Here is a 19,658-nt window from a genome sequence, read left to right on the forward strand (position 1 = left end):
AATCTCCTTGCTATGTATGATGTGACTTTAGGATCAATTGCTTTTTGTACAAAAAGCGAATAAAATGGGCAAAACTGAAGGAAAATTTTTTGGGATTCTTTTGTTAGGATTCTTTTGTGTCTGTTTCGTCTCTTGTGGGAAAAAAGAACTGATTTGTCCGGTTACCGAAAGGGATAAGCAGTTTTTTGCTGAAAGATTGGAGCAAAGGCCATTTGTTAAGATTACTGTACTTACGATGGTCCCTAGCCGGGTATATCCCTGTGGAGTGGCAGTCCAATGGAGAACGTCGGTGAACGTTCTGACTAAAACACCAGAAGGTAGGTCTATCAGTGGTTTCTGTGGCCATTTTGACATGAGCCAAGACTTTCCAAGGAATTCTTTTGGTGAAATTGATGTTTTGTCTCACATTTCTCCTTTATGGACCGATATGATACATGAACTCCAAACGTATTGGCTGATAAGTCAGCCAGTTCGACAGTACCCGCCCCAAGGACAAGCAATGCCCCAGTAAATTACTTCTTAATTACTATAAAACCAAGAAGGGCATTTCAGAACCGTAAGAAATTGCTACCGTTCCGATAGCCTTACTCATTTCTGCTCATTAGCCAAAACAAAGCTGACTTTCTGCTTCCTCGAGGCCGGTTTCACCGCCGTCTTGCGAAGACGCCCAGAACCTTCCTCTTGCTAGCCTTCACGTCTTGCGAAACTCGTCCTAAAGCCGCCTAGTACGGCCAAACCATGCGCCAGGAGATGCCTGGCCGCATTCACGCCCCGGTCATGTAGGATTCCACAGTCTGAGGTGTCAGGGGGGAGGTTTCCGCCGAGAGAAGGTTAATCCAGCCTATAGCTCTTGGCTTTACCCCCAGTGTGGGTAGGGCCATCCGAAGAACAGCGGGGGGGAGAAGGTTTGTGTGCCTGCATTGTGGGCATGTAAGCTATACGGGGAGGGTTGGCGCATACAACCTCAAGGAAAGGATCGGATATCTGGAGATATGACAGTGGTCGCCACGAGACCAGCTGCTTGCGATCCTTTTGGAGGGGTTTTCCCGCAGGAACGGGAAACCGCCCGTTTGGAATCCCGATGAGGGGAACTGTTTTGGATAGATGACTCCAGTCACTGGCTAACCGCAGCCGATAGAAGCGAAGCGGGAGCAACAGCTATCGCGATTCGTGGAAGTGCTGGCGGATTGTCTGTTGCCGGCTCATCAACACCACGTCAGTTAACTGGAGAACGAAACAGTCTTGGCAATACCGGGCTGTCTTGGCCTAATACCAAGGCAAAAAGTACGAATTCGGTTCAGACGTAAGCAAGTCCCGAGTATGATTTTAGGAACAGTTTGAAAAATTTATTTCAAAAAAGGGGCTTTTAGTTTCATTTTTTTCTTGGTATCCATTTCAAGAGGCAATTCATTAAAGTATTGATGGAAAAGAAAACAGACGAAACTACAGGGAAAAAAGAGCCTTTTTGGGGAATAGGCGAACTTGTTGTTAGACTGATAGAGCTTTTGGAAGCAGAAATAGACTATTTTCGGTACAGGGCTTGGTCCTTAATTTTTCTCCTTCTTTTAAGTCTAATCCTTCTTACCTTTTCCGTTCTTTCCCTTTTTATTGGTTTTCTTTATAGTATATGGGGACTTTATCTTCTTTTTAGTGCAGAGGTGGGGAAGATAGGAGGGGCATTCCTCTGCGCATCGTTTATGGTTGTGCTTTCGGGATTTTTTCTATGGATGATAAAAAAAATAGCAAACAGAATGTTGAAGTAAGGCGGAATGAAGCGAGGATACGATTCCTGGATTCTTTACAAAGAGTAAGCGATAATCTTTCAAAAGAAAATACGCTGTTTATAAGCCTTCTCATTGGAATAGTGACTGGTCTTGTGCTTTATTCTCTTCGTTGGATGCTCTCCAAAGTTACCCGAGTGGGTCTATTTTATTATATATTTCAACAAGTGTGGAAAATTGTATGGAAATATATCCAGAAACAACCATTTAAGTCGGAGTCTCCTGAAGAAAAGAAAACGACTGAAGACACCTCTAGAAACAATCCGTTCTCAAAGTAATTTTACCTAAATAAGCTCTCTAAACATCACATACACATCGACACATCCATAGATAGGATGGCGGAAAGCTTTTGGAATTGTCCCTACAATTTTAAAACCTAGTTTTAACCATAGGTTGATTGCTGGATAATTGGTACTGACAACATAATTAAATTGTATAGCTTGAAAGTTTTGTTTTCTTGCATTTTCTATCGCATGCTTCCCCATGGCTTCCCCAATGCCCCGTTTACGGTAAGGTTTGGCAACAAAAAAGGAAGCATTGGCAATGTGATTCCCAAGTCCAATAAAGTTTGGTTTAAGGAGATAACCGCCGACAATTATACCGTTAAGGCAGGAACAATATCTCCAAACTGGTGGAGGAACATTCCAAAAATTAAGAAAATCGGCATAGGAAAATGGGAGAGAAAAGGGATAAGCAGTTTGTTCTTCAACAACGGATTTAAAAAGAAAATAGAGTTTTAAACAATCCTCATTTGTTGCTTTCCTGATGATAAGTTCATCGGACATAGGAAAAAAAATCTAAAATTTTTTACAATTACTATATCCTTTAAAAGGTTAAAGGGATAGAATAGGACTTTTGAAAATTGATCAATTGCTAATGGACACTTTTTGTGCCAATGGCATAGGAATAAATATAAGTTAACGATGGATCTTTCGAAACCTACGGAGAAACAGAAGCTAGTAAAATCGCTGAATGCCTTTGATCTTTTTTTGCTTGGAGTTGGAGCGATCATTGGATCAGGAATTTTTGTATTGACAGGAGTTGCAGCAGCAAGGGAAGCAGGCCCAGCATTGAGCATTTCTTTTGTCTTTGCAGGCATTGTATGTCTTTTTACTGCATTCTCGTATGCTGAATTTGCTTCTGTCATTCATTCAGCTGGAAGCGCTTATACCTATGCCTACAAGATGATCGGAAGGTTTGCTGGATGGATTACAGGCTGGTGCTTAATTTTGGCCTATCTTTTGACAGGTGCAGTTGTTTCTATTGGATGGTCGGCGTATATGGTGGATCTACTCCATGCTCTCGGAATCCCTTTCTCATCCAAATTTGCTCATGCTCCATCGGAAGGAGGGGTAATGAATGTTCCAGCAATGGGAATTGTCTTTTTGATGTCCCTTTTACTTTCTAAAGGAGCAAAAGAAAGTGCTTGGTTTAATCATTTTATTGTAGGTTTAAAATTATTGGTAATTCTTTTGTTTATCTTTATTGCCTCTAGACATATTGATCCTTCTAATTGGACCCCTTTTATGCCTTTTGGATGGAAAGGAGTGATGGGAGGAGCGGCATTTATTTTTTTTGCTTATCTAGGGTTTGATGCGGTCTCAACGACAGCAGAGGAAGCTAAGAACCCTGGAAAAGACTTGCCATTAGGGATCATTGGGTCCCTTGTGTTTTGCACTTTCCTTTATATCCTCGTGGGTCTAATGCTTACTGGTGTTGTTTCTTATAGGATGCTGGATGTAAAAGATCCAGTCGCTTTTGCTTTAATACAGGTAGGAGAGCATCTGGCAGCATCGATTGTAAGCATTGGAGCTTTAGGTGGTATCACTTCGGCTCTTCTTGTTAATATGTATGGACAGAGCAGGATATTCTTTGCCATGTCTCGTGATCGGTTTTTACCTTCATTTCTAGAAAAGCTTCATCCTAAGTTCAATACTCCTTACCGAATCATACTTGGTTCAGGTTTTATTATGGCTTTACTTTCTGGTTTTACGCCAATTCAGACAGTTGCTGAGCTTACAAATGTTGGGGCTTTAACAGCATTTATAATGGTCTCGGTATCTGTTTTGGTAATGAGAAAGAAATACCCCGAGCTGGTGGCTCCTTTCAGAGCCCCTGGAATGCCATGGACTGGCATTCTTTCCATTGTCAGTTGTTTCTTTTTAATTGCTCATTTGAACAAGATTGTCCTTATGGCTTTCGTAGGCTGGCTTTTTATTGGTTTTGTCATGTATCTATTTTACTGGGAAAATCCTCTAGATAAAAGAAAGAGAGGATTACGGTTATGAGGCAAATAGGTAATAGACACAGGCAAAAAGAAAAGAGCAATTTTAAAGAGCTCCCTCTGTCCTAGGAGCGTAATAAATAGTTAATAATATAGCCATGCCAAACTAGTTAATATATGCATGGCGAACCTATATACGCTGAAGAAGTTTGGCGCGCTGATCGGCCGGAGCGTTAGCAGGCAGTAGCAAAAGGCGACAGGAAGGAGGAGCCCTCAAATGTACTTGGGCAAATCGGCGGTATTACTCCCATGAGGGCTACAAGCAGGTGATCGGCCAAAAGACGACGAGAGCCTAGCACAAGCTCCTATACAAGAATCTCCATTGCCGGGCAAAAGGGGATCTGAAGGATCATCGGTAAGCGTTGGAAAGATTTTGTTTGGCACAAGGGATGACGGTGGCAGGACGGCTGGAGGATTGAAAGCAGTGGACTAAACTACAAGAGAAAGAATTTCCTGCGTCTGATAGGGAAACAGAGCGTGATCTCCGAGATTGTGGTGGTGCACAAGGACCGGCTAGTGGCTTGGACTGCTTCGCGGAAAGCCTAGGCGAATGCTGAGCTGGAAGCAGGACAAGCTTGTGAAGGAAGGATATGCCGACCAAAGCGGATTGCCAGCAAGAATGTGGAAGGTAGCCCTCAAGGATGGCTAGGAAGTGATCGTAAAGTGTGAGTTAGCCTCCTCTATGATGATCAACTCAAAGATCCGGTGCCATCAGAGATGGATAGAAGAAGCAAAGCGGGTTGCTTTCTAGATATTCCACTCTCTGCAGCGACTTGTTTCTGTGTTAGAAAAAAGAGAGCCGCCCACTTCTAAATTTCACATGACAAAAAAGAGCGGCAAGCTGTCATCCTTTTGAGCTTTTGAAAGGACTTACGGAAGGGCAATCGGAAAGCTGCCAAGAGTGAAGCTGCGTCAGTCGATTGGATGCGAGGAATGGAGGTGCCAGGCTTTTGAAGAGAAGGCAAGAGAGTGTATTCTGCTCATGAGTCTTGGAGGTGGCAAAAGGATGGTCACTCTTTTGTTAGCTAACTTAAAGATTTGGGGCATGATAAGCCTTGTTTTAAAGGAAAAGGAGGCGGTCATTCCCTACGCAACTAAAAATTCCTAAACGATTATAGGAGGAAGCGGTCGGGATAGAGGCTCTACTTTCTAGAGTTTTCACGGATAACCACGGGAAAAAATATGGGAGAGGGTTTAGGGAATAAGCCAAGACGCATCCGTAAGCACAACCTAGGGGAAGAAAAAGCAGGCGGCCTCATGTGCGCAAGGGGCAAGCAGAAATAGAGAGGTGGATACATACAAGCCTAGAGCCCACTTCTTACATTACGAAGAGCTTCGGTACTTGTTTCTTGAGGATCTACCTAGATATGGGAAAAGCCTCAAGTAAAGAGCTTTCCAAGGGCATCCTACCAATGCGTAGCGGCATGCTTCAAGAGCGAATCGAATTGCTGGCGCCTGCGGGAGGTTCCCGTCGAGAAAAGGTCAACCCAGCCCATAGTTCTCAGCTTGTCCGCGGTCTGAGTATGTTCTTCCTAAGCATCGCATGGGGGGGACAAGTTTGTGTATCATTATGATGAGTGTGCTAGCTATACGGACAAGGTTGGCACATACAACCTCAAGGAAAAGATTGGAGATCGGGAGGTTCTTCTGTGGATGCCGCAGAGCCGGCTGCATGCGATGCTTTTGGAGGGGTGTATCTGTAATAGCGGCATACCAGCTTATAGGAATTCCGATGAGGGAGACTGTTCCGGAGCAGACGACGCCAGGCACCGGAAGCATGACGGTTGTAATGGACTCGACGATGTGCAGGTTATAGCCTGCTTCTTCAGAGGACGAAACAGTCTTGTCAATCCTGGGGCATTCCCGGTCTAAAACCAAGGCGAAAAGAACGATCTTGGATCAGCCCTAAGCATGTCCCGAGTATATTTTCAGGAACAGTTTAGTTAAGCTTAGAATAGAAAATAATAGAATGTCATTTTAAGTTAAAATTTGAAAAATATAGCCTTGACTTGAAAAATAAAAAGATCGAAGATCCGAGCAAAAAGTGAAAAAAATAGGCTCTATTCTATCCCTTGTCGCTTTGTTCGGTATTGTGGGGGCCCATTGGGTTATTATTCTTTTTTTTGCTTATGGGAAAATGATCTCTCAATATTCTTCCAGCTATGGGGTTGAGAATGGGGTGGCAATGACTTTTGATGGGAAACATCCTTGTTCTATTTGTAAAAAAGTGTCAAAAGAACAATTCAAGGAAGCAAAAAAGATGGCATGGTCTAAGTCTTTGAAAAAGGCTCCTCCCATGATTACTGCTTCCTTGTCTATTGATGTTGAAAGAAACAATTTGCTTCTACAAACTCTTTATCAAATCAAAGAAAATCCAATAATTCTTTCTTATTCACCTATTAATCCACCACCCAAGTCTCTTTCTTAAAAAAAGAAGAGTGCTAGACAGGATGGATAAAAATTAGCTCTTCATTTTGGAGCATTCCATTGGTTGTAGCACAGAGAAGAGAGGATCGGTCTTTTTTTCTAAAAGCCATAAGCTCTTCTTCTATTGAATGGTAAAACCTAGAGCGTAGTAGCTATCTAGTTCAGCAGACTTTGGACAACTATCTAGTAGAAAAGAAAAAAGGGTGGTATGTATGATTAAAAAAAAATTTAAAGAATATGTAGAAGCTCATTATGTAGACGTTTATCGGTTTGCCATATCTCTATGCAGGCAAGTAGATAAAGCATGTGATCTAACTCAACAGACTTTTGTTTTGCTCTATACGAACAAAAATAAAATTAAAGATGATTCAAGAATCAGAAACTGGCTTTTTACAACTCTTTATAGGCTGTTTCTTCGATCGAAAAAAAGGGAAGAACGCTATCAGTATATGGAAATGGAAGAGATGGAAAATTTTCTTGTGGTCGAACACAAAGGAGAAATAGCTGTAGATAGTCAGTTTGTTAAGGAATGTCTCATGAAAATTGACGAACCTTACAGAATTGCCCTTTGGTTGTATTATATGGATGAACTTTCCTATCTGGATATTGCGGCAATATTAAATGTTCCTATTGGCACCGTTATGTCCAGAATATTCCGTGGGAAAAAACTGCTTAGAGATTTAATTCTTGAAAAGAGAAAAAGAAAAGTTCAAAATCCCAAAAAGGTTTCAGCTTAATAAGGAATTCCATTTGAAAAAGATTGGTTTTAAGGAAAGGAAAAAAGAGAAAAACCAAAGGATAGAAAGAAGTTGTGTGCCTATTCATCATAAGAAATTGTTTTTTTATCCTGAAAAGCAAGACCCATTAGATCAAATTGTTAAGGAATCCATTGAAAAAATAACGCCACCCATTTCTCTCAAAAAAAATATTCTTAAGGCTATCAATGATTTTGAAGATAATAGTTCTCAAAAGTAACACGTGTATACTATACAATTATTCGATTATCCCTTTAGTAGAGAACATTTTGTAAAAGTTTGTTACAAATGTTAAATTTTTCCTAGGCTGTTGACTCCATTTGTTTCTTTTTTATATAGTAGTGGAGAAGCTAAATGGCCTGTCTAATAACAAAGTGGAAGTACATGTAAGTGTAGACTGCTTCTAGTATAGCATTCCGACTTAAGATGGGAGCAGGTACTGCCTGTCTTAGCACCAGATAAGCATTGCTCAGACTTTAAATCAGGCCAAATACTAAAAGCTTGTATTGGGGGAGGGGGAAATAAGGAAGTAGGGAAGCTAGAGGGTCTTGCTTAATGATTCTTAATAAGAATTAGGAAATAGATGAAGGAGCCATTATTTTGGAGCGATGAGCCATACTCTTTTCACAAGACTTCAGTAGACGATACTGAGGGTGAATTGTTGCTTGTAGTTTTTCTACGGTACCTGAAGGAAAGAAGCTAGATTTCCGTGGTGGTCAAACATCATGCTTAAAAGTTATCTTTTCATGTCAATGGGTTCGAAAGGTGGAACTGGTAAGACCACTGCAATGCTACTTATTGCTGATTGGTTGATGCGTAAGGGAAAACGTGTGCATGTGATTGAAGCAGATCTTGAAAATTCAGGGAAAGCGGGAGGTATCAGCCACTGGTTTAACGATTGCCTGAAGCTTGATATCCGAAGCCCCAGAGAATGTGATATGGTGATGGAGGCAGCTGCAGAAAATGAATATACTATTATCGACTTGCCAGCTAATAGTGGGGCAGAAATCAAGCAATGGTGGAAAGAAGTAATCACTCCTGAAGTACTTGTGGAACTCAAAGTGGACGTGATTGCGGTAGGTTCAATTACTCCATATCCGGGTTCAACGGGAGGCATTTTTGATTGGTCGGCCGTGCTCAAAGATAGTTGTAAGTATTTAATTGCAAAAAACATGATGCATTCAAAAATTCAAAATTTTAGTGATTATTATGACTCTAAATCGGGTCAGTTATTTAGAAAAAGCTTCTTGCCGTATGAAATTAAAATCTCCACGCTTTTGCAGGAAGCGATGCAGCAGTTGATAAAAACGGCTTTAAGGCCTTCTGCTGCTATAGAGGATAAATCAATCCCTCTTTTATTAAGACAAAGGATCAAAAACTGGTATCAATCGGTATTTGATCAATTGGAAGGCTTGAATATTTTCCAACATTTTTCTTGATTCAATTTTTGAAAATTCATGAAAAACGAATAAAATTTCTCCTAAGGAAAAGAGGAGGGATTCCAATGAAACGTGCCCAGGTTTTGTTTTTCCTCTTGTTATTTTTATTTCCTTTCTCTCTAATTGCCCAAAGAACTCATTATGATTGCGATAAGAAAAAGATTGTAATAATTGTCAATGGAAAAGTATTGAAGCCTACAGATCCTCAGGCTCAAGAGGCATTAAAGAAGATTGAAGAGGAAATGGCGGCGTTTGACAATTGGCAGGATACTCTTTGGAGGGATTTTTCTAGACTCGAAGCCTTTCTTTTGGATGAAGAAAGAGAAATGATGAAAATTCAGCAACAGCTACTTGAGGATCTTGAAAAGACATTAGCTCCGCTTCGGGAAGTACAAAGAAATTATAAGAGATCTATGCCTTTACCTAGAGAAAGAGAGTGGTCTTATCCTAAAAATGGTGCCATTTTAGTTTCTACCCTCTCTGGCAGCCAGTGCTCCAGCCAGAGCCTTGGGCTTGGCTGGTGGTGAAGGCCGCCCTATTCCGGCGTTTTCTGCCGTTCGATGTACTGTTTGAGGACGGTTAATGGGGCGCCCCCGCACGTGATAACGCAGTAGGAACGGCTCCAAAGAACTGCCTTACGATAGAAACGGGCGACCGTTGTGACAAACTCTCTGCGGAGAAGCCTGGAAGAAGTTGTCTTGAGATTGTTCAGGGAGCGGCTGAGTTCAAGATTTGGTGGCAAGGCAACCAGCAAGTGAACGTGGTCAGATTCTCCGTTGCACTCAAGCAGCTGTCCGCCCCATCCCTCCCAGCGCATTTCCGCAATAGCACGCAACCGGTCAAGCATGGGGCGGGTGAGCGCCTTGCGGCGGTATTTTGTGACAAGAACTAAATGGTAGTGCAGCGCGTAAACGCAGTGATGCAGAAGGTGCAAACGCACTTGACCTCTCATTACACTAAATGATAGACCATATTGCTGGCCACTGTCCAGCGTCGCCTCATGATGATCGCATCACCCGCTGGTCTTCCCGTTCTGGGCCCGGTCGAGCGTAAGGTCACCTACCGGCTCTATCCATCCAAGACCGTCTGGGATGAGCTTTTGCGGACTCGCTGGGTCCATTGCTTTCTCTGGAACCTAGCTTTGGAGGAGCGCAGGCGGGCGTGGAAGGAGGAAAAGCGGAGCATCGGTTTCGTCGAGCAGTGCCGATGGCTCACCGAGCTCCGTTCCCGCAGCGCGCTTCTCTCCTCGATCAACGCTCAATCCGCCCAGGTAACGCTCAAGAGGTTGGATCTCGCCTTTCAGGCGTTCTTCCGCCGCGTCCGGCAAGGCGAAAAGCCGGGATTCCCGCGTTTTAAGCAGGCAGGGCGATTCAGCGGCTTCGGCTTCAAGCAGCACGAAGGTGACTGGCGGCTGATCGCCAGAGAGCGAAGCGCTCACCTGAAGCTTCGTCTCTCCGGCATCGGGGAGATCCCGATCCGGGGCAAGGCCCGTACTCCCGGAGAACCCAGGACATGCGAGATCTTTCTTTCCGGCGGCCGATGGCATGCGTCGGTCACGATGCGCTGCCGGCCGGCGCGGGAGCATAGCTGTGGAGCCGAGGCTTTTGACCTGGGCACGGAGCGGTTCCTGACCAGCGCCAGGTTGGAGCCGGAAAAGAGCGAGCCGGACGTTTCCGAGGTCGCCAATCCGCGCAATCTGCGCAAGGCGCTTAAGAAGCTCAGGAAGCTCGGACGGACGATCTCCCGCAAGATGGAGGCGGCGATCCGCAAGCACGGGAAACGGAAGGGATTTCGCATTTCCAAGAGGTTGCGCAAGCAGTACGAGCTGCTCGCCCGGATGCACGCCAAGGTGGCGAACGTCAGGAAGGATTTCCTGCACAAGCAGAGCGCCGCGATGGTGAGACGCAGCGGACTGTTGATCACGGAGGAGCTGGAGCCGAAAAGGATGACGGCTTCGGCCCGGGGCAGCCGGAAAAAGCCTGGGAAACGTGTGCGGCAAAAAGCCGGGCTGAATCGAGAGATGTTGGACGCATCGTTCGGAGCTTTCGGGGCGATGGTCGGATACAAAGCGGAAGAGGCTGGTATCGGATACCTGGAAGCACAGGCGAGGACGTTGAAGCCAAGCCAGAGATGCCACCGATGCGGCGGCGTCGTGGAAAAGACCCTCGGCGACCGGTGGCATGAGTGCGCATGCGGAGCGTCCTGCCATCGGGACGAGAACTCGGCGCTCGGGCTTCTCGACTGGGGCTTGGCGAAGTGGGAGAAGGATCACGGCTTCGCCTTTCCGGGGCCGAAGGTCGTTGTATACGGAAAGGAATGGACGGGAACCGATCCATGCGTGGAGCGGGAAGCTCTGGCCGGATGGAACCTTGCTGCGGGCTGGAAGTCCGCGAGCTGAGCATACTCCGGTGAAACTGCCCGCAGGGAAGCGCGAAACTCCATCCCAGAGCCCTCAGGCTTGGATGGAGTAGTTCATCAACCATTGATCTGCTTGGGTGTTATAGTTCTAGAATATCTTTTTTGTTTAAAATGGAGGTACTTTTTCTTCTTCCATCCATTTATGATACTCAATGAGGGGAAGATCGCTGGGACGAAGATAAAGAGACAAGCTAGAAGAAATAGGAGGGAGTAGCCAAGGCCTTTGGCTTTCAATGACGCGTTTGTCTTCTTCCATGATCTGTAATTGAATTTTTTCGTAGACAGGATCATGTGAAGGATCCTTATCGTAATTGCGAGCAATTTTCCAAAACATAAGGCTTTTGTTATAGGCGATAGGACAGAGGAGTTGGATTAAAGCCCAAATTTCTCCTTTCCCATTATCTTTGCGTAGATGAATCCAGTTGGGCCCAGCAGAAACAGTATAATGAACAGTGCTTAATTCCTCTTCTTTTGCAGTCAAAGATCTGCTAAATCCTGAAGATGGAGCTTTTTTTCTTTGAGAAACGCTAAAGGTAGAGATAATATACCCCTTTTCCTTTATAACCTTGTGATCAGGAGACTCCGTTTGTGCTGGATGACCAATAGTAGTAGGATGAACCCATGCAAAATGGGTGTCATCAAGTTGACCTAAAATAATGCGCTGTGGACTAGCTTTCCAAAGACATTCTTTCCATTTACCGTGATCGAGCTGGTGAAAAAAGCTATCTTCGAACTCAGTAAAATGGGGCAGCTCATATTTAGCCGTGGGCATAAGACAGACCCAGATCATTTCTAGAAATTCTTTTGCTGGATATCTATTGACACAAGCGGCCTTAGGAATCGGAGTGCCACGTCTAGAGGGAATATCTATACAGCGACCTTCCTCATTATACAACCAGCCATGATAGGGACATCTTAAGAATCTCCCCTCTTCTATTCTTCCCAGGGAAAGTGCTGCCCCCAAATGACGACATAAATCATCGAAGGCAACAACTTTTCCATTTAGTCGAGCTAGCACAATACGTCTGCCAAGCAATTCTATTCCCAATGGATTTTCAATTAATAAAGCAGAAGGACAGACAGGATTCCAAAAAGCGGCCATCGATGAATAATAGGCTTCTATGGTATTGGGAGAAGGCAAAAGTGGATCCATGGGCTTCTTAGAAAAATTAATCTAACATTTGTTTCTCTTCCAATCGAAAGAAAACAATGGATAGGAGATAATCAAAAATTTATTGAACGACTCTTTATTCAAAGATTTTCTTCTTTATTCATTAGGAACTTTTTCTTTGCAAGTCGGTTTCAATAGTTTGATTTTCTTTGATAGTCATCTACCCCTCCGCTAAATGCGGGGGCTTGTAGATAACTACAAGCCGGGTTGAACAGGGTAAGTGATGGAGCAGTGGTAATGCAAAGCAGTAACTACATGAGCGATAAACAAGAGAAGACCCACTTTGGGATGCTTTCACAGTCCTGGACTCTGGAAGGAGGGGATCATGTTGGCAAAAGGCAAAGCGCCGAAGGTTCTCTCCTCCTGCGCAAACAGGTAGCCAGTTGTACATATTCCCGAGGGGAGCGAGTCGGAAACGCCAACCCGACTCCGTCACCGGCGAAAGCTGGCTGGGGCGTAATCCCTAGGATGGGAAGCGGTTCACGCCACCTCTCTATACCCTTATGGATATTCGTGGACCAAGATAGCATTGGAGAAAGGAGATGCGGGAACAGGGGCGGCTCATGCCGCCGCGCTATCCCTCCCTGGCGTGAACGCCGGGGTTTCCCGCGAAATTGGATGAAGATTTTTCTTGGAATAACCAAATATGTGCTAATCCTTCTACCTTTTGTTTCTTTCTACGCGGCAAAAGCTTCCACCGAATACTTTCCTATTGATCCTCCAGAAATGAAAAAAGGCTCAGGAGGAAGAGTAATAAGGATAAAGAACGTAGATGTGTGGTTGAGTGGTAATCCTGCTATGCGGTATTGGATCAAGGGTGTGCTGCAGGACGAAAGAACGACGGATGATTGGACAAAAGTGAAAAAGGAAAAATGGGAGGCTATAAAAAAAGCCGTAGATAAAGCTAGAGACAAACATGCTGATGGGGTCATTCGAGTTTATTCGAAGGTTTTGACTGAGAAAAGACGAGAAACCTATTATGATTCTATGGGAGGCGGGTTTGGTTATGGGATGTTTGGCTATCCATTCGGCTTTGGGGATCCATTTTGGGGACCCATGATGTACCCAGGCTTTGGAATGGGTTATGGAGGACCTGTAGAAAGTTCCTCACAGATAATCACTATTTATCATATTCGATCCAAATTTGATATTATCCATTATAATACTTATTGATCTCCTTTCATCGAGTCGCCGAAAAGCTTTTGAAGCAAACGAATAGGCTCTGTTATTTTCCAACTCAATGAATTTTTGATTCTTTCGATTTCTTTTTCTTTTTCCACTAGCTTTTGTGTCAATTTTTCTTCAATGAGTTCTTCATTGGGTTCATTGGACCAAAAATTTTCTTTTTGATCTGGAAAGGAGACCACCCCACCTAAAGCCTTCACTTCGGGAATAACTGTAGCTTCAATTCCAGCAACAACGGGTTCTCCAAGCTTGTTTTCATGCTCATTAGCTTTGGTTATAACGCAAAGAGAATTGACAAATTCGATCTTGTGAATCTGACCGAGTATCTCATTTTCAAGTCGAATGCCATAGAGCTTTTCAAAGCCTTTCAGCAATACATTTCTGGCTATTTTGACATTCCAATGTTGATAATTGATAATATCGATAAGCTTTTTAAAAAAGCCAATAGAAGCGTAAGGATAAAATAGACCTCCTTCAAATTCTTGCCAATAGCTACAATGCAAGTCTTCAATTAAATAAAATCCATTGGCTGCAAGTTGTGGAAAATACAGTGCAAAATTCTTAATAATATCAGAAGTTTTATGAGATCCATCATCAATGATGAGATGATAAGGGGAAGCTTCCTCGAGAATTCTATTTTTTGTCATTTCTTCGGTAGAATCACCAATGACAACCCGGATTCGAGGATCGGAGAAGCGTAAGTTCTTGCAATCAGGGTTGATATCGCAGCCTACAATTCTGATCGCATTTTCAAAATATTTAGCCCAAATTTCAAGAGAACCCCCATTTTGTATTCCAATTTCCAATATGTTAATTGGCAAGCGCTTATAGTTAAAAAAAATGGTATCATAAAATTTAAGATAAGAACTCCATTTATGAGCTACTTTCTCCTTATGTTCTAAATAGAGCTGGAGAAGAGTCTTTTGCATGCCTTATGAAAAGCGGGTTTTAATAGTCTTTGGCTTAACAATTTTATGAAGTTCTTAAAAGTATAAAAATATATTAAAAGATTAACGTGAAGAAAAAAGAAGATTTGTTTTATTTTGAGTGAACAACAACAACCTTAGTGCCCTCGATTTTTGCTTCATCTGGTGGATTTAAAACGATTCGATCTTCGGGATCGATGCCTTTTAAAATTTCAGCTTTATAGCCGTCGTTATTCCCAACTTCGACTTTTTTCAAATGACAAATATTATTTTTGTCAATGACTGTCACATAGTGTTGGCCTTCCTTAATAAATAGAGTATTAACAGGGATGGTCCAAGGAGCAACGCTTGGGACTTTGATAGAAACAATTACATAGAGTCCAGGAAGTAATTTCATCTCTGGGTTTTCCACATCGACTTCTGTCAGAAGGGTGCGCGAAGCCGTTTCTAAGCCAAAAGATGTTCTAACGACTTTTCCTGGATAGATTGTCCCTGCTTGTTCTGGAACAATAACTTCTGCAGTCATCCCTTCCTTTATAGAAAAAGAATAGGTTTGGGGAACAGCAATATAAATTCTTAGGACATCGATTTGAGCAATTCGATATAGCTGTTTATGGGCCCCTTGAACTGCCTCGTTTTGTCCGGCGACAAGCGTCCCTATATCGATATTCCTTGCAGTGATGACTCCATCAAAAGGAGCAGTAACCTTCTCAAAACTTTGCCATTGCAAAAGCTTGTCCAGCTCAGCAAGGGCCGCTTCATATCCGGTTCTCTGTACGTCATATTCCTGAGCCGATACAGCTCTGCTTTTTACAAGGTTTTTCCATCTTTCATAACTAATTCTGGCGATTTCTGCTTTAGCTCGAGCATGTTCCACCTCCTTATCTACTTCAGGAGCATCGATTTCACAAAGAAGCTGTCCAGTTTTGACTCTATCTCCGATATCTACATACCATTTTTTAATGTAACCGTTGACTCTTGCCCAAATCGGAGTTTCATAAAAGCCTTGAGTCGTACCGGGTAATGTCAATGATATAAAAGGATTAGTTTTTTCAGGCTGAACCACATGTACATAGATGAGTTGAGATTCATGTAGAGCCGATTGGAGTTCAATCCAGTTTAAGATTCTTTGAACGAAAGAAAGAAGTAGGAGTAAAAGAAGGACCCCTCCTAAAATAAAACGGAGATTTTTCTTTTTCGAGGCTCTTAAAACCCTTGGTCCCTTTTCTTTTAAAAAGAAGGCTACGGAAGAAAAAAAAGAACTTTTCTTGTTTTGGGCTGGAAGCGCTTCCTTATCGTCATTTCTAAGGTTTTTTTTTACCTTAATAATACCCATTGCTTCTCACTCCTTATTTTTTCCCCTGCCGGATAGTTGTAAACATGGAAGGAACAAAGAAGAGAGTTCCCACTGTACCTATCAGCAGTCCACCAATCACGGCCCTGCCTAAAGGCATGTATTGCTCTCCACCTTCAGTCAATCCCAGGGACATAGGCAGCATGCCAATAATCATTGCTGTAGCTGTCATCAATATGGGTCTAAACCGAATGGTTCCGGCTTCAATCGATGCTTCAAGAGGACTTAATCCTTCCTTGACCCTTTGGTTTGCGAAAGTGATTAAAAGAATGCTGTTGGAACTTGTAACTCCTATTGCCATTAAAATACCCATAAGAGATGGAACATTAAATGTTGTTCGAGTAATGAAAAGCATCCATAAAACCCCACAGGCAGCAATGGGTAATCCTGTTAGGATTATGAAGGGTTCTCGCCATGATTGAAAATTGATCACCATCAAAAGATAAACTAGGATGATAGCAAAAACTATCCCAAATCCCAATTGCTGAAAGGCACTATTCATGCTAGTGACTTGTCCACTAATATTAATCCGATAGAGTGGAGGCAGTTTTTTTCTTAATGGTTCAAGTTTTTTTTCAATGGAGCCAGCTACAGAGCCTAAATCCCTGTCTTGGACATTGCATAGGATGTCAAAGACTGGTTTCATTGTGGAGTGGCTTATCATTGCAGGTTCTTGTGAGTGGGTTAGGCTAACAACGTTCGCCAAGAGTTCAGGATTCAAAACATTGCCAAGAAGTGTTTGGGTTGATTCGACTGAAGGCGTGGTACCAACCAAAAACGGCGTTGTAATGGAGGTAAGTGGGATGTTTAACAAGTCATTGATGGAGTTAAACTTTAATTGTGGACTAAAAGCTAAGAGAGGGTAATTTATGGTTGTTTTGGGATCCGGCCAGTAAGTGGGCTTGACCATATAACTACTCGATAATTGGTTGAGAATGTTGTTAGCGATGTGAATTTGAAACAAACCCATTTCTATAGCTCTTACTTTATCCACTTCAAGATGAAGGGTTGGGTAATCGAACCGTTGGTGAATGTGGGCATCAGCAATGCCTGGAATTTTTCTAATGGCTGCAAGAGATTCGACGGCAAATTCTGCAGTAAGCTTTTCATCAGTACCAATAACTTGAACGTCAATTGGAGCAGGTGTTCCAAAATTGAGCACTTGATTGACCATGTCTGCAGGCTGGAAAAAGAAAACACAATCTGGGAATTCTTTTCTTAGCGTTTTCCTGAGTTGCTTCATATAGAATGCTGTAGGCCGGTGTTTTTCTTTTAGATTGATCATGATTTCTCCATCGAAAGAGCCCTGATTCATCGAGTCAGACATGGCTAGAGTCGCCATAAAATAGATTGGTAGCCCTATATTATCGACGATTGTTTCCAATTCAGTCGGAGGAATGATTTTTTTTATTGTTGCTTCTATCCTTGAGAAGTATTCTTCAGTCTTTTCAAGACGAGTTCCTGTCGGAGTGTAGACGTGGAGTCGCATGATTCCTGCATCAACTGTGGGAAAGAAATCTCGACCAATAAAGGGGAAGGTTAGCAGGCTTGAAGTGATGAAAAAGGAAACCCAAAAATAAAATTTCTTTCTATTAGTTAAGACGATCCTAAGCGCTTTTGAATAGGCAACTCGAAGCCTTTCAAAGTTGTTATAGAAAGAACCTTGTATTTTATAAAAAAAGGAAAAAAATTGATCGGTTTTCCTTGCTTCATGAGGCTTGAATTCTAGCAAAAATATCATGGCGGTGACAAGAGAACGTGAAAGTACATAGGAAAAAAGAAGAGAAAGAACTACTGCTAAGGCCATTGGAATGAAAAGGAATCGAGGAGGACCTTCCAAAAAGATCACTGAGGTAAATACAACAGAGATAGACAAAGTGGCTACTAATGCAGGAAGAGCTATTTGTTGGGAGCCGTCCATGATCGATTGTAAGGGAGGTTTCCCCAATTCTTTGTTTCTGTGAATATTTTCGACAGCGACTGTGGCATCGTCTACGAGTATGCCCACAGCTAAGGCCAACCCCCCAAGCGTCATTAAGTTTAGAGTATATCCAAAGAGTTTTAGTAAGAACAAAGCCGTAAATATACAGAGTGGAATCGAAGTTAAAACCACAAAGGTACTCCTGGGACTGCGTAGGAAAAGCAATATCATAAGACCAGTGAGTAGAGCAGCTGAGGCTGCTTCAAAGACCACTCCTTTTATAGCAGCACGCACAAATACAGACTGATCGAATAGTTCTTGAATTCTTTTGTCAGGGTTAGCTTTACGAATTTCCGGAAGAAGGGATTTTATTTGATCAACTATTTGGATTGTCGAAGCCCCCATGGTTTTGAGTGTGGTCATGAGGATCCCATGAACTCCATTTAATCGGACGAGGTTAACTTGAGGAATTCCTCCATCGTGAACTGTCCCTACATCTCGAAAATAAATGACTCGATCATTAATATTTTTCCGAACATAGGCAACATTAGGATCATAGACGCGCTTGATTGGGAAGTCATTTATTTCAAAAAGGTTTTTGGGGACATTATTTAATGTGACAAAATAGTCTCTATCCCCTATTTTTACATCCCCTGAAGGATAATTAAGAACTTGCCCAGCCAAAGCATCTAAAGCATCTTGAGCGGAGACACCTCTAGCAATAAGCTGATTGGTATCTAAGTCTACTGTCATCCATCTGACAACACCTCCCCATGGAGGAGGAAACATCGTTCCTTTTACAGATAACAGATCCCTACGAAGTTGCCAAATAGTATAATCGTAAAGAGCTGATTCAGAAAGAGAAGAGCTAGAGACAGCAATTTGAAGCACGGGAACCGATGAAGCATTGAACCGAAAGATAAGAGGTGGGGTTGTGCCAGGTGGCATTCTTTTAATGATGGGCTGTAGGACCGATGTAATTTCTGCTACCGCCATAGAGATATCGACATAGGGCTGAAAGTAAATTTTGCTGACGGAAAAACCGAAATAAGCATTAGAATCGATACGTTTGACTCCATCCACGTAATTAGCGATCTGATAGTCGCTAAATGTAGTGATATAATTAGTCATGTCGGTAGGGACTAGTCCCAGATATTGCCAAGTGACTACAACAACAGGGATATTAATTTCAGGGAATATATCGGTAGGAGTCGTCTTTATTGTAAAAAAACCAAAAAAAAGAATAAGAATAGCAATGACCCCAATGGTATAAGGCTTCTTTAGGGATAGTTTTACAAGCCACATATAGTTTTAAGAACGAGTCCTTTTTTCTTTTTTATAAAAAAGATTAAGCAAAAAATATTATATTCATAGATTGAATTTTTTTTCTCTAGAAATATAGTTTCGTCTAAAGCTAGAATTTGTTTGTGTAAAAATATAAAAGTCTTTTTCTTAGTTATTTTTAGTGGTTTTGTATGTTTCTTTTCAGGCTGTGCGCCTTTTACAAACGTCAAAATGGAACGTTTGAAAAAGCAGCCTTCTTTTTTAAATCTCACTGCACGCCCTAAAAGATACAAAGGCAAAGAGGTTTTCCTTGGGGGAACGGTGGCAGCCATTAAGAAAAGTGGCAAAAAAACCAATCTAGAAATTATAGAACTTCCATTGGATGAGAGTGGCAAACCAGCAGTCGATTTCCCATCAGAAGGTAGATTTATAGCCGAAGTTTCTCAAGAAATCGATCCTACTTTTTTTTCTGTTGGAACAGTAGTTACTTTAACTGGTATTGTAGAAGGTAGTGCTCATGGAATCATCCCTGAAGAAGGATCCTTGTTTCCTCTTATTCGCACAAAACGGATCTCTCCCTGGAAAGAACCGATGACTTATGGGAAAAATTCCACTAACTGGTATGATCAGCCAGAAGGCAATCTGCATGCTTGGGGTTGGGGACCGGGGGCATACTGGTGGTAAAATTGGGTTATTGTCATTTATTGCGATTA

General features: G+C 42.5%; 19 protein-coding genes. 13 read left to right on the top strand and 6 right to left on the bottom strand.

From position 1 onward, the window contains the following. Window positions 1–64 precede the first annotated feature (64 nt). The 3 genes from QOL44_RS02820 to QOL44_RS02830 all read left to right on the top strand — a co-directional run bounded on the left by QOL44_RS02820 (window position 65) and on the right by QOL44_RS02830 (window position 2,059). Complete coding sequence (locus QOL44_RS02820) at window positions 65–511, top strand: hypothetical protein (RefSeq protein WP_045086714.1); 447 nt, start codon at window positions 65–67, stop codon at window positions 509–511. Window positions 512–1,421: 910 nt separating this feature from the next. Beyond that, on the top strand, window positions 1,422–1,763 hold the full coding sequence (locus QOL44_RS02825; RefSeq protein ID WP_009061098.1) for a hypothetical protein: 342 nt from the start codon (window positions 1,422–1,424) through the stop codon (window positions 1,761–1,763). After that, a complete protein-coding gene (locus QOL44_RS02830) occupies window positions 1,724–2,059 on the top strand; it encodes a hypothetical protein (protein WP_009061096.1) in 336 nt (111 codons plus the stop codon). Before QOL44_RS02825 ends, QOL44_RS02830 begins: the two co-directional genes overlap by 40 nt. 6 nt (window positions 2,060–2,065) lie before the next feature. Here QOL44_RS02830 and QOL44_RS02835 read toward each other — a convergent pair whose 3' ends face one another. Further along, window positions 2,066–2,566: a GNAT family N-acetyltransferase gene (locus QOL44_RS02835; protein WP_009061094.1), complete on the bottom strand. Its 501-nt coding sequence runs from the start codon at window positions 2,564–2,566 to the stop codon at window positions 2,066–2,068. A 138-nt stretch (window positions 2,567–2,704) separates the two neighbouring features. On the opposite strand from QOL44_RS02835, the gene QOL44_RS02840 reads away from it, so the two are divergent. The 7 genes from QOL44_RS02840 (at window position 2,705) to QOL44_RS02870 (ending at window position 9,213) form a co-directional block, all read left to right on the top strand. Then, window positions 2,705–4,069, top strand: coding sequence for an amino acid permease (locus tag QOL44_RS02840; RefSeq protein WP_009061093.1), 1,365 nt, complete (start codon window positions 2,705–2,707; stop codon window positions 4,067–4,069). Between the two features lie 897 nt (window positions 4,070–4,966). Next, window positions 4,967–5,173 carry a hypothetical protein gene (locus tag QOL44_RS02845; protein ID WP_009061091.1) on the top strand — a complete coding sequence of 69 codons (207 nt, stop codon included), beginning with the start codon at window positions 4,967–4,969 and terminating at the stop codon, window positions 5,171–5,173. 936 nt (window positions 5,174–6,109) lie between these two features. Beyond that, the gene (locus QOL44_RS02850) at window positions 6,110–6,493 is read left to right on the top strand and encodes a hypothetical protein (protein ID WP_009061089.1); all 384 of its coding nucleotides are present in this window, start codon (window positions 6,110–6,112) and stop codon (window positions 6,491–6,493) included. 211 nt (window positions 6,494–6,704) lie between these two features. Beyond that, entirely contained in the window at window positions 6,705–7,229 is a 525-nt protein-coding gene (locus QOL44_RS02855) for an RNA polymerase sigma factor (RefSeq protein WP_009061087.1), read from the top strand. Between the two features lie 13 nt (window positions 7,230–7,242). Continuing rightward, window positions 7,243–7,467, top strand: a complete 225-nt coding sequence (locus QOL44_RS02860) for a hypothetical protein (protein ID WP_009061086.1) — start codon at window positions 7,243–7,245, stop codon at window positions 7,465–7,467. Between the two features lie 532 nt (window positions 7,468–7,999). Next, on the top strand, window positions 8,000–8,686 hold the full coding sequence (locus tag QOL44_RS02865; RefSeq protein WP_228343276.1) for a nucleotide-binding protein: 687 nt from the start codon (window positions 8,000–8,002) through the stop codon (window positions 8,684–8,686). 65 nt (window positions 8,687–8,751) lie between these two features. Next, window positions 8,752–9,213, top strand: coding sequence for a hypothetical protein (locus QOL44_RS02870; protein ID WP_009061081.1), 462 nt, complete (start codon window positions 8,752–8,754; stop codon window positions 9,211–9,213). Window positions 9,214–9,221: 8 nt separating this feature from the next. Here the strand turns inward: QOL44_RS02870 and tnpA are convergent, their stop codons facing one another. Further along, window positions 9,222–9,638 (bottom strand): IS200/IS605 family transposase, encoded by a 417-nt coding sequence (gene tnpA, locus QOL44_RS02875; RefSeq protein ID WP_219804413.1) that lies wholly within the window; start codon window positions 9,636–9,638, stop codon window positions 9,222–9,224. 48 nt (window positions 9,639–9,686) lie between these two features. On the opposite strand from tnpA, the gene QOL44_RS02880 reads away from it, so the two are divergent. Continuing rightward, window positions 9,687–11,084 carry an RNA-guided endonuclease InsQ/TnpB family protein gene (locus QOL44_RS02880; RefSeq protein WP_079199622.1) on the top strand — a complete coding sequence of 466 codons (1,398 nt, stop codon included), beginning with the start codon at window positions 9,687–9,689 and terminating at the stop codon, window positions 11,082–11,084. Between the two features lie 126 nt (window positions 11,085–11,210). Here QOL44_RS02880 and QOL44_RS02885 read toward each other — a convergent pair whose 3' ends face one another. Then, on the bottom strand, window positions 11,211–12,257 hold the full coding sequence (locus QOL44_RS02885) for an aromatic ring-hydroxylating oxygenase subunit alpha (protein WP_009061072.1): 1,047 nt from the start codon (window positions 12,255–12,257) through the stop codon (window positions 11,211–11,213). Between the two features lie 636 nt (window positions 12,258–12,893). Between QOL44_RS02885 and QOL44_RS02890 the strand changes: the two genes are divergently transcribed. Next, the gene (locus tag QOL44_RS02890) at window positions 12,894–13,448 is read left to right on the top strand and encodes a hypothetical protein (protein ID WP_048814762.1); all 555 of its coding nucleotides are present in this window, start codon (window positions 12,894–12,896) and stop codon (window positions 13,446–13,448) included. On the opposite strand, the gene QOL44_RS02895 is transcribed toward QOL44_RS02890, so the two are convergent. From QOL44_RS02895 to QOL44_RS02905, 3 genes are all read right to left on the bottom strand, one after another. Then, window positions 13,442–14,389 carry a class I SAM-dependent methyltransferase gene (locus tag QOL44_RS02895; protein ID WP_009061068.1) on the bottom strand — a complete coding sequence of 316 codons (948 nt, stop codon included), beginning with the start codon at window positions 14,387–14,389 and terminating at the stop codon, window positions 13,442–13,444. The genes QOL44_RS02890 and QOL44_RS02895 overlap by 7 nt on opposite strands. 109 nt (window positions 14,390–14,498) lie before the next feature. Further along, window positions 14,499–15,722 carry an efflux RND transporter periplasmic adaptor subunit gene (locus QOL44_RS02900; protein ID WP_009061066.1) on the bottom strand — a complete coding sequence of 408 codons (1,224 nt, stop codon included), beginning with the start codon at window positions 15,720–15,722 and terminating at the stop codon, window positions 14,499–14,501. Between the two features lie 13 nt (window positions 15,723–15,735). Continuing rightward, window positions 15,736–18,966, bottom strand: coding sequence for an efflux RND transporter permease subunit (locus QOL44_RS02905; protein ID WP_009061065.1), 3,231 nt, complete (start codon window positions 18,964–18,966; stop codon window positions 15,736–15,738). A gap of 120 nt (window positions 18,967–19,086) precedes the next feature. On the opposite strand from QOL44_RS02905, the gene QOL44_RS02910 reads away from it, so the two are divergent. Further along, window positions 19,087–19,629, top strand: coding sequence for a Slp family lipoprotein (locus QOL44_RS02910; protein ID WP_045086709.1), 543 nt, complete (start codon window positions 19,087–19,089; stop codon window positions 19,627–19,629). The last annotated feature ends 29 nt before the right edge of the window (window positions 19,630–19,658 follow it).

Source organism: Candidatus Methylacidiphilum fumarolicum, from assembly GCF_949774925.1.
GTDB classification, from domain to species: Bacteria; Verrucomicrobiota; Verrucomicrobiia; order Methylacidiphilales; family Methylacidiphilaceae; genus Methylacidiphilum; species Methylacidiphilum fumarolicum.

Bases quoted from the DNA above. Each gene is read 5' to 3' on its own strand.
- QOL44_RS02820 (WP_045086714.1), top strand. From the start codon at position 65: ATGGGCAAAACTGAAGGAAAATTTTTTGGGATTCTTTTGTTAGGATTC.
- QOL44_RS02825 (WP_009061098.1), top strand. From the start codon at position 1,422: ATGGAAAAGAAAACAGACGAAACTACAGGGAAAAAAGAGCCTTTTTGG.
- QOL44_RS02830 (WP_009061096.1), top strand. From the start codon at position 1,724: ATGGATGATAAAAAAAATAGCAAACAGAATGTTGAAGTAAGGCGGAAT.
- QOL44_RS02835 (WP_009061094.1), bottom strand. From the start codon at position 2,566: ATGTCCGATGAACTTATCATCAGGAAAGCAACAAATGAGGATTGTTTA.
- QOL44_RS02840 (WP_009061093.1), top strand. From the start codon at position 2,705: ATGGATCTTTCGAAACCTACGGAGAAACAGAAGCTAGTAAAATCGCTG.
- QOL44_RS02855 (WP_009061087.1), top strand. From the start codon at position 6,705: ATGATTAAAAAAAAATTTAAAGAATATGTAGAAGCTCATTATGTAGAC.
- QOL44_RS02865 (WP_228343276.1), top strand. From the start codon at position 8,000: ATGGGTTCGAAAGGTGGAACTGGTAAGACCACTGCAATGCTACTTATT.
- QOL44_RS02870 (WP_009061081.1), top strand. From the start codon at position 8,752: ATGAAACGTGCCCAGGTTTTGTTTTTCCTCTTGTTATTTTTATTTCCT.
- tnpA (WP_219804413.1), bottom strand. From the start codon at position 9,638: ATGAGAGGTCAAGTGCGTTTGCACCTTCTGCATCACTGCGTTTACGCG.
- QOL44_RS02880 (WP_079199622.1), top strand. From the start codon at position 9,687: ATGATGATCGCATCACCCGCTGGTCTTCCCGTTCTGGGCCCGGTCGAG.
- QOL44_RS02885 (WP_009061072.1), bottom strand. From the start codon at position 12,257: ATGGATCCACTTTTGCCTTCTCCCAATACCATAGAAGCCTATTATTCA.
- QOL44_RS02890 (WP_048814762.1), top strand. From the start codon at position 12,894: ATGAAGATTTTTCTTGGAATAACCAAATATGTGCTAATCCTTCTACCT.
- QOL44_RS02895 (WP_009061068.1), bottom strand. From the start codon at position 14,389: ATGCAAAAGACTCTTCTCCAGCTCTATTTAGAACATAAGGAGAAAGTA.
- QOL44_RS02900 (WP_009061066.1), bottom strand. From the start codon at position 15,722: ATGGGTATTATTAAGGTAAAAAAAAACCTTAGAAATGACGATAAGGAA.
- QOL44_RS02905 (WP_009061065.1), bottom strand. From the start codon at position 18,966: ATGTGGCTTGTAAAACTATCCCTAAAGAAGCCTTATACCATTGGGGTC.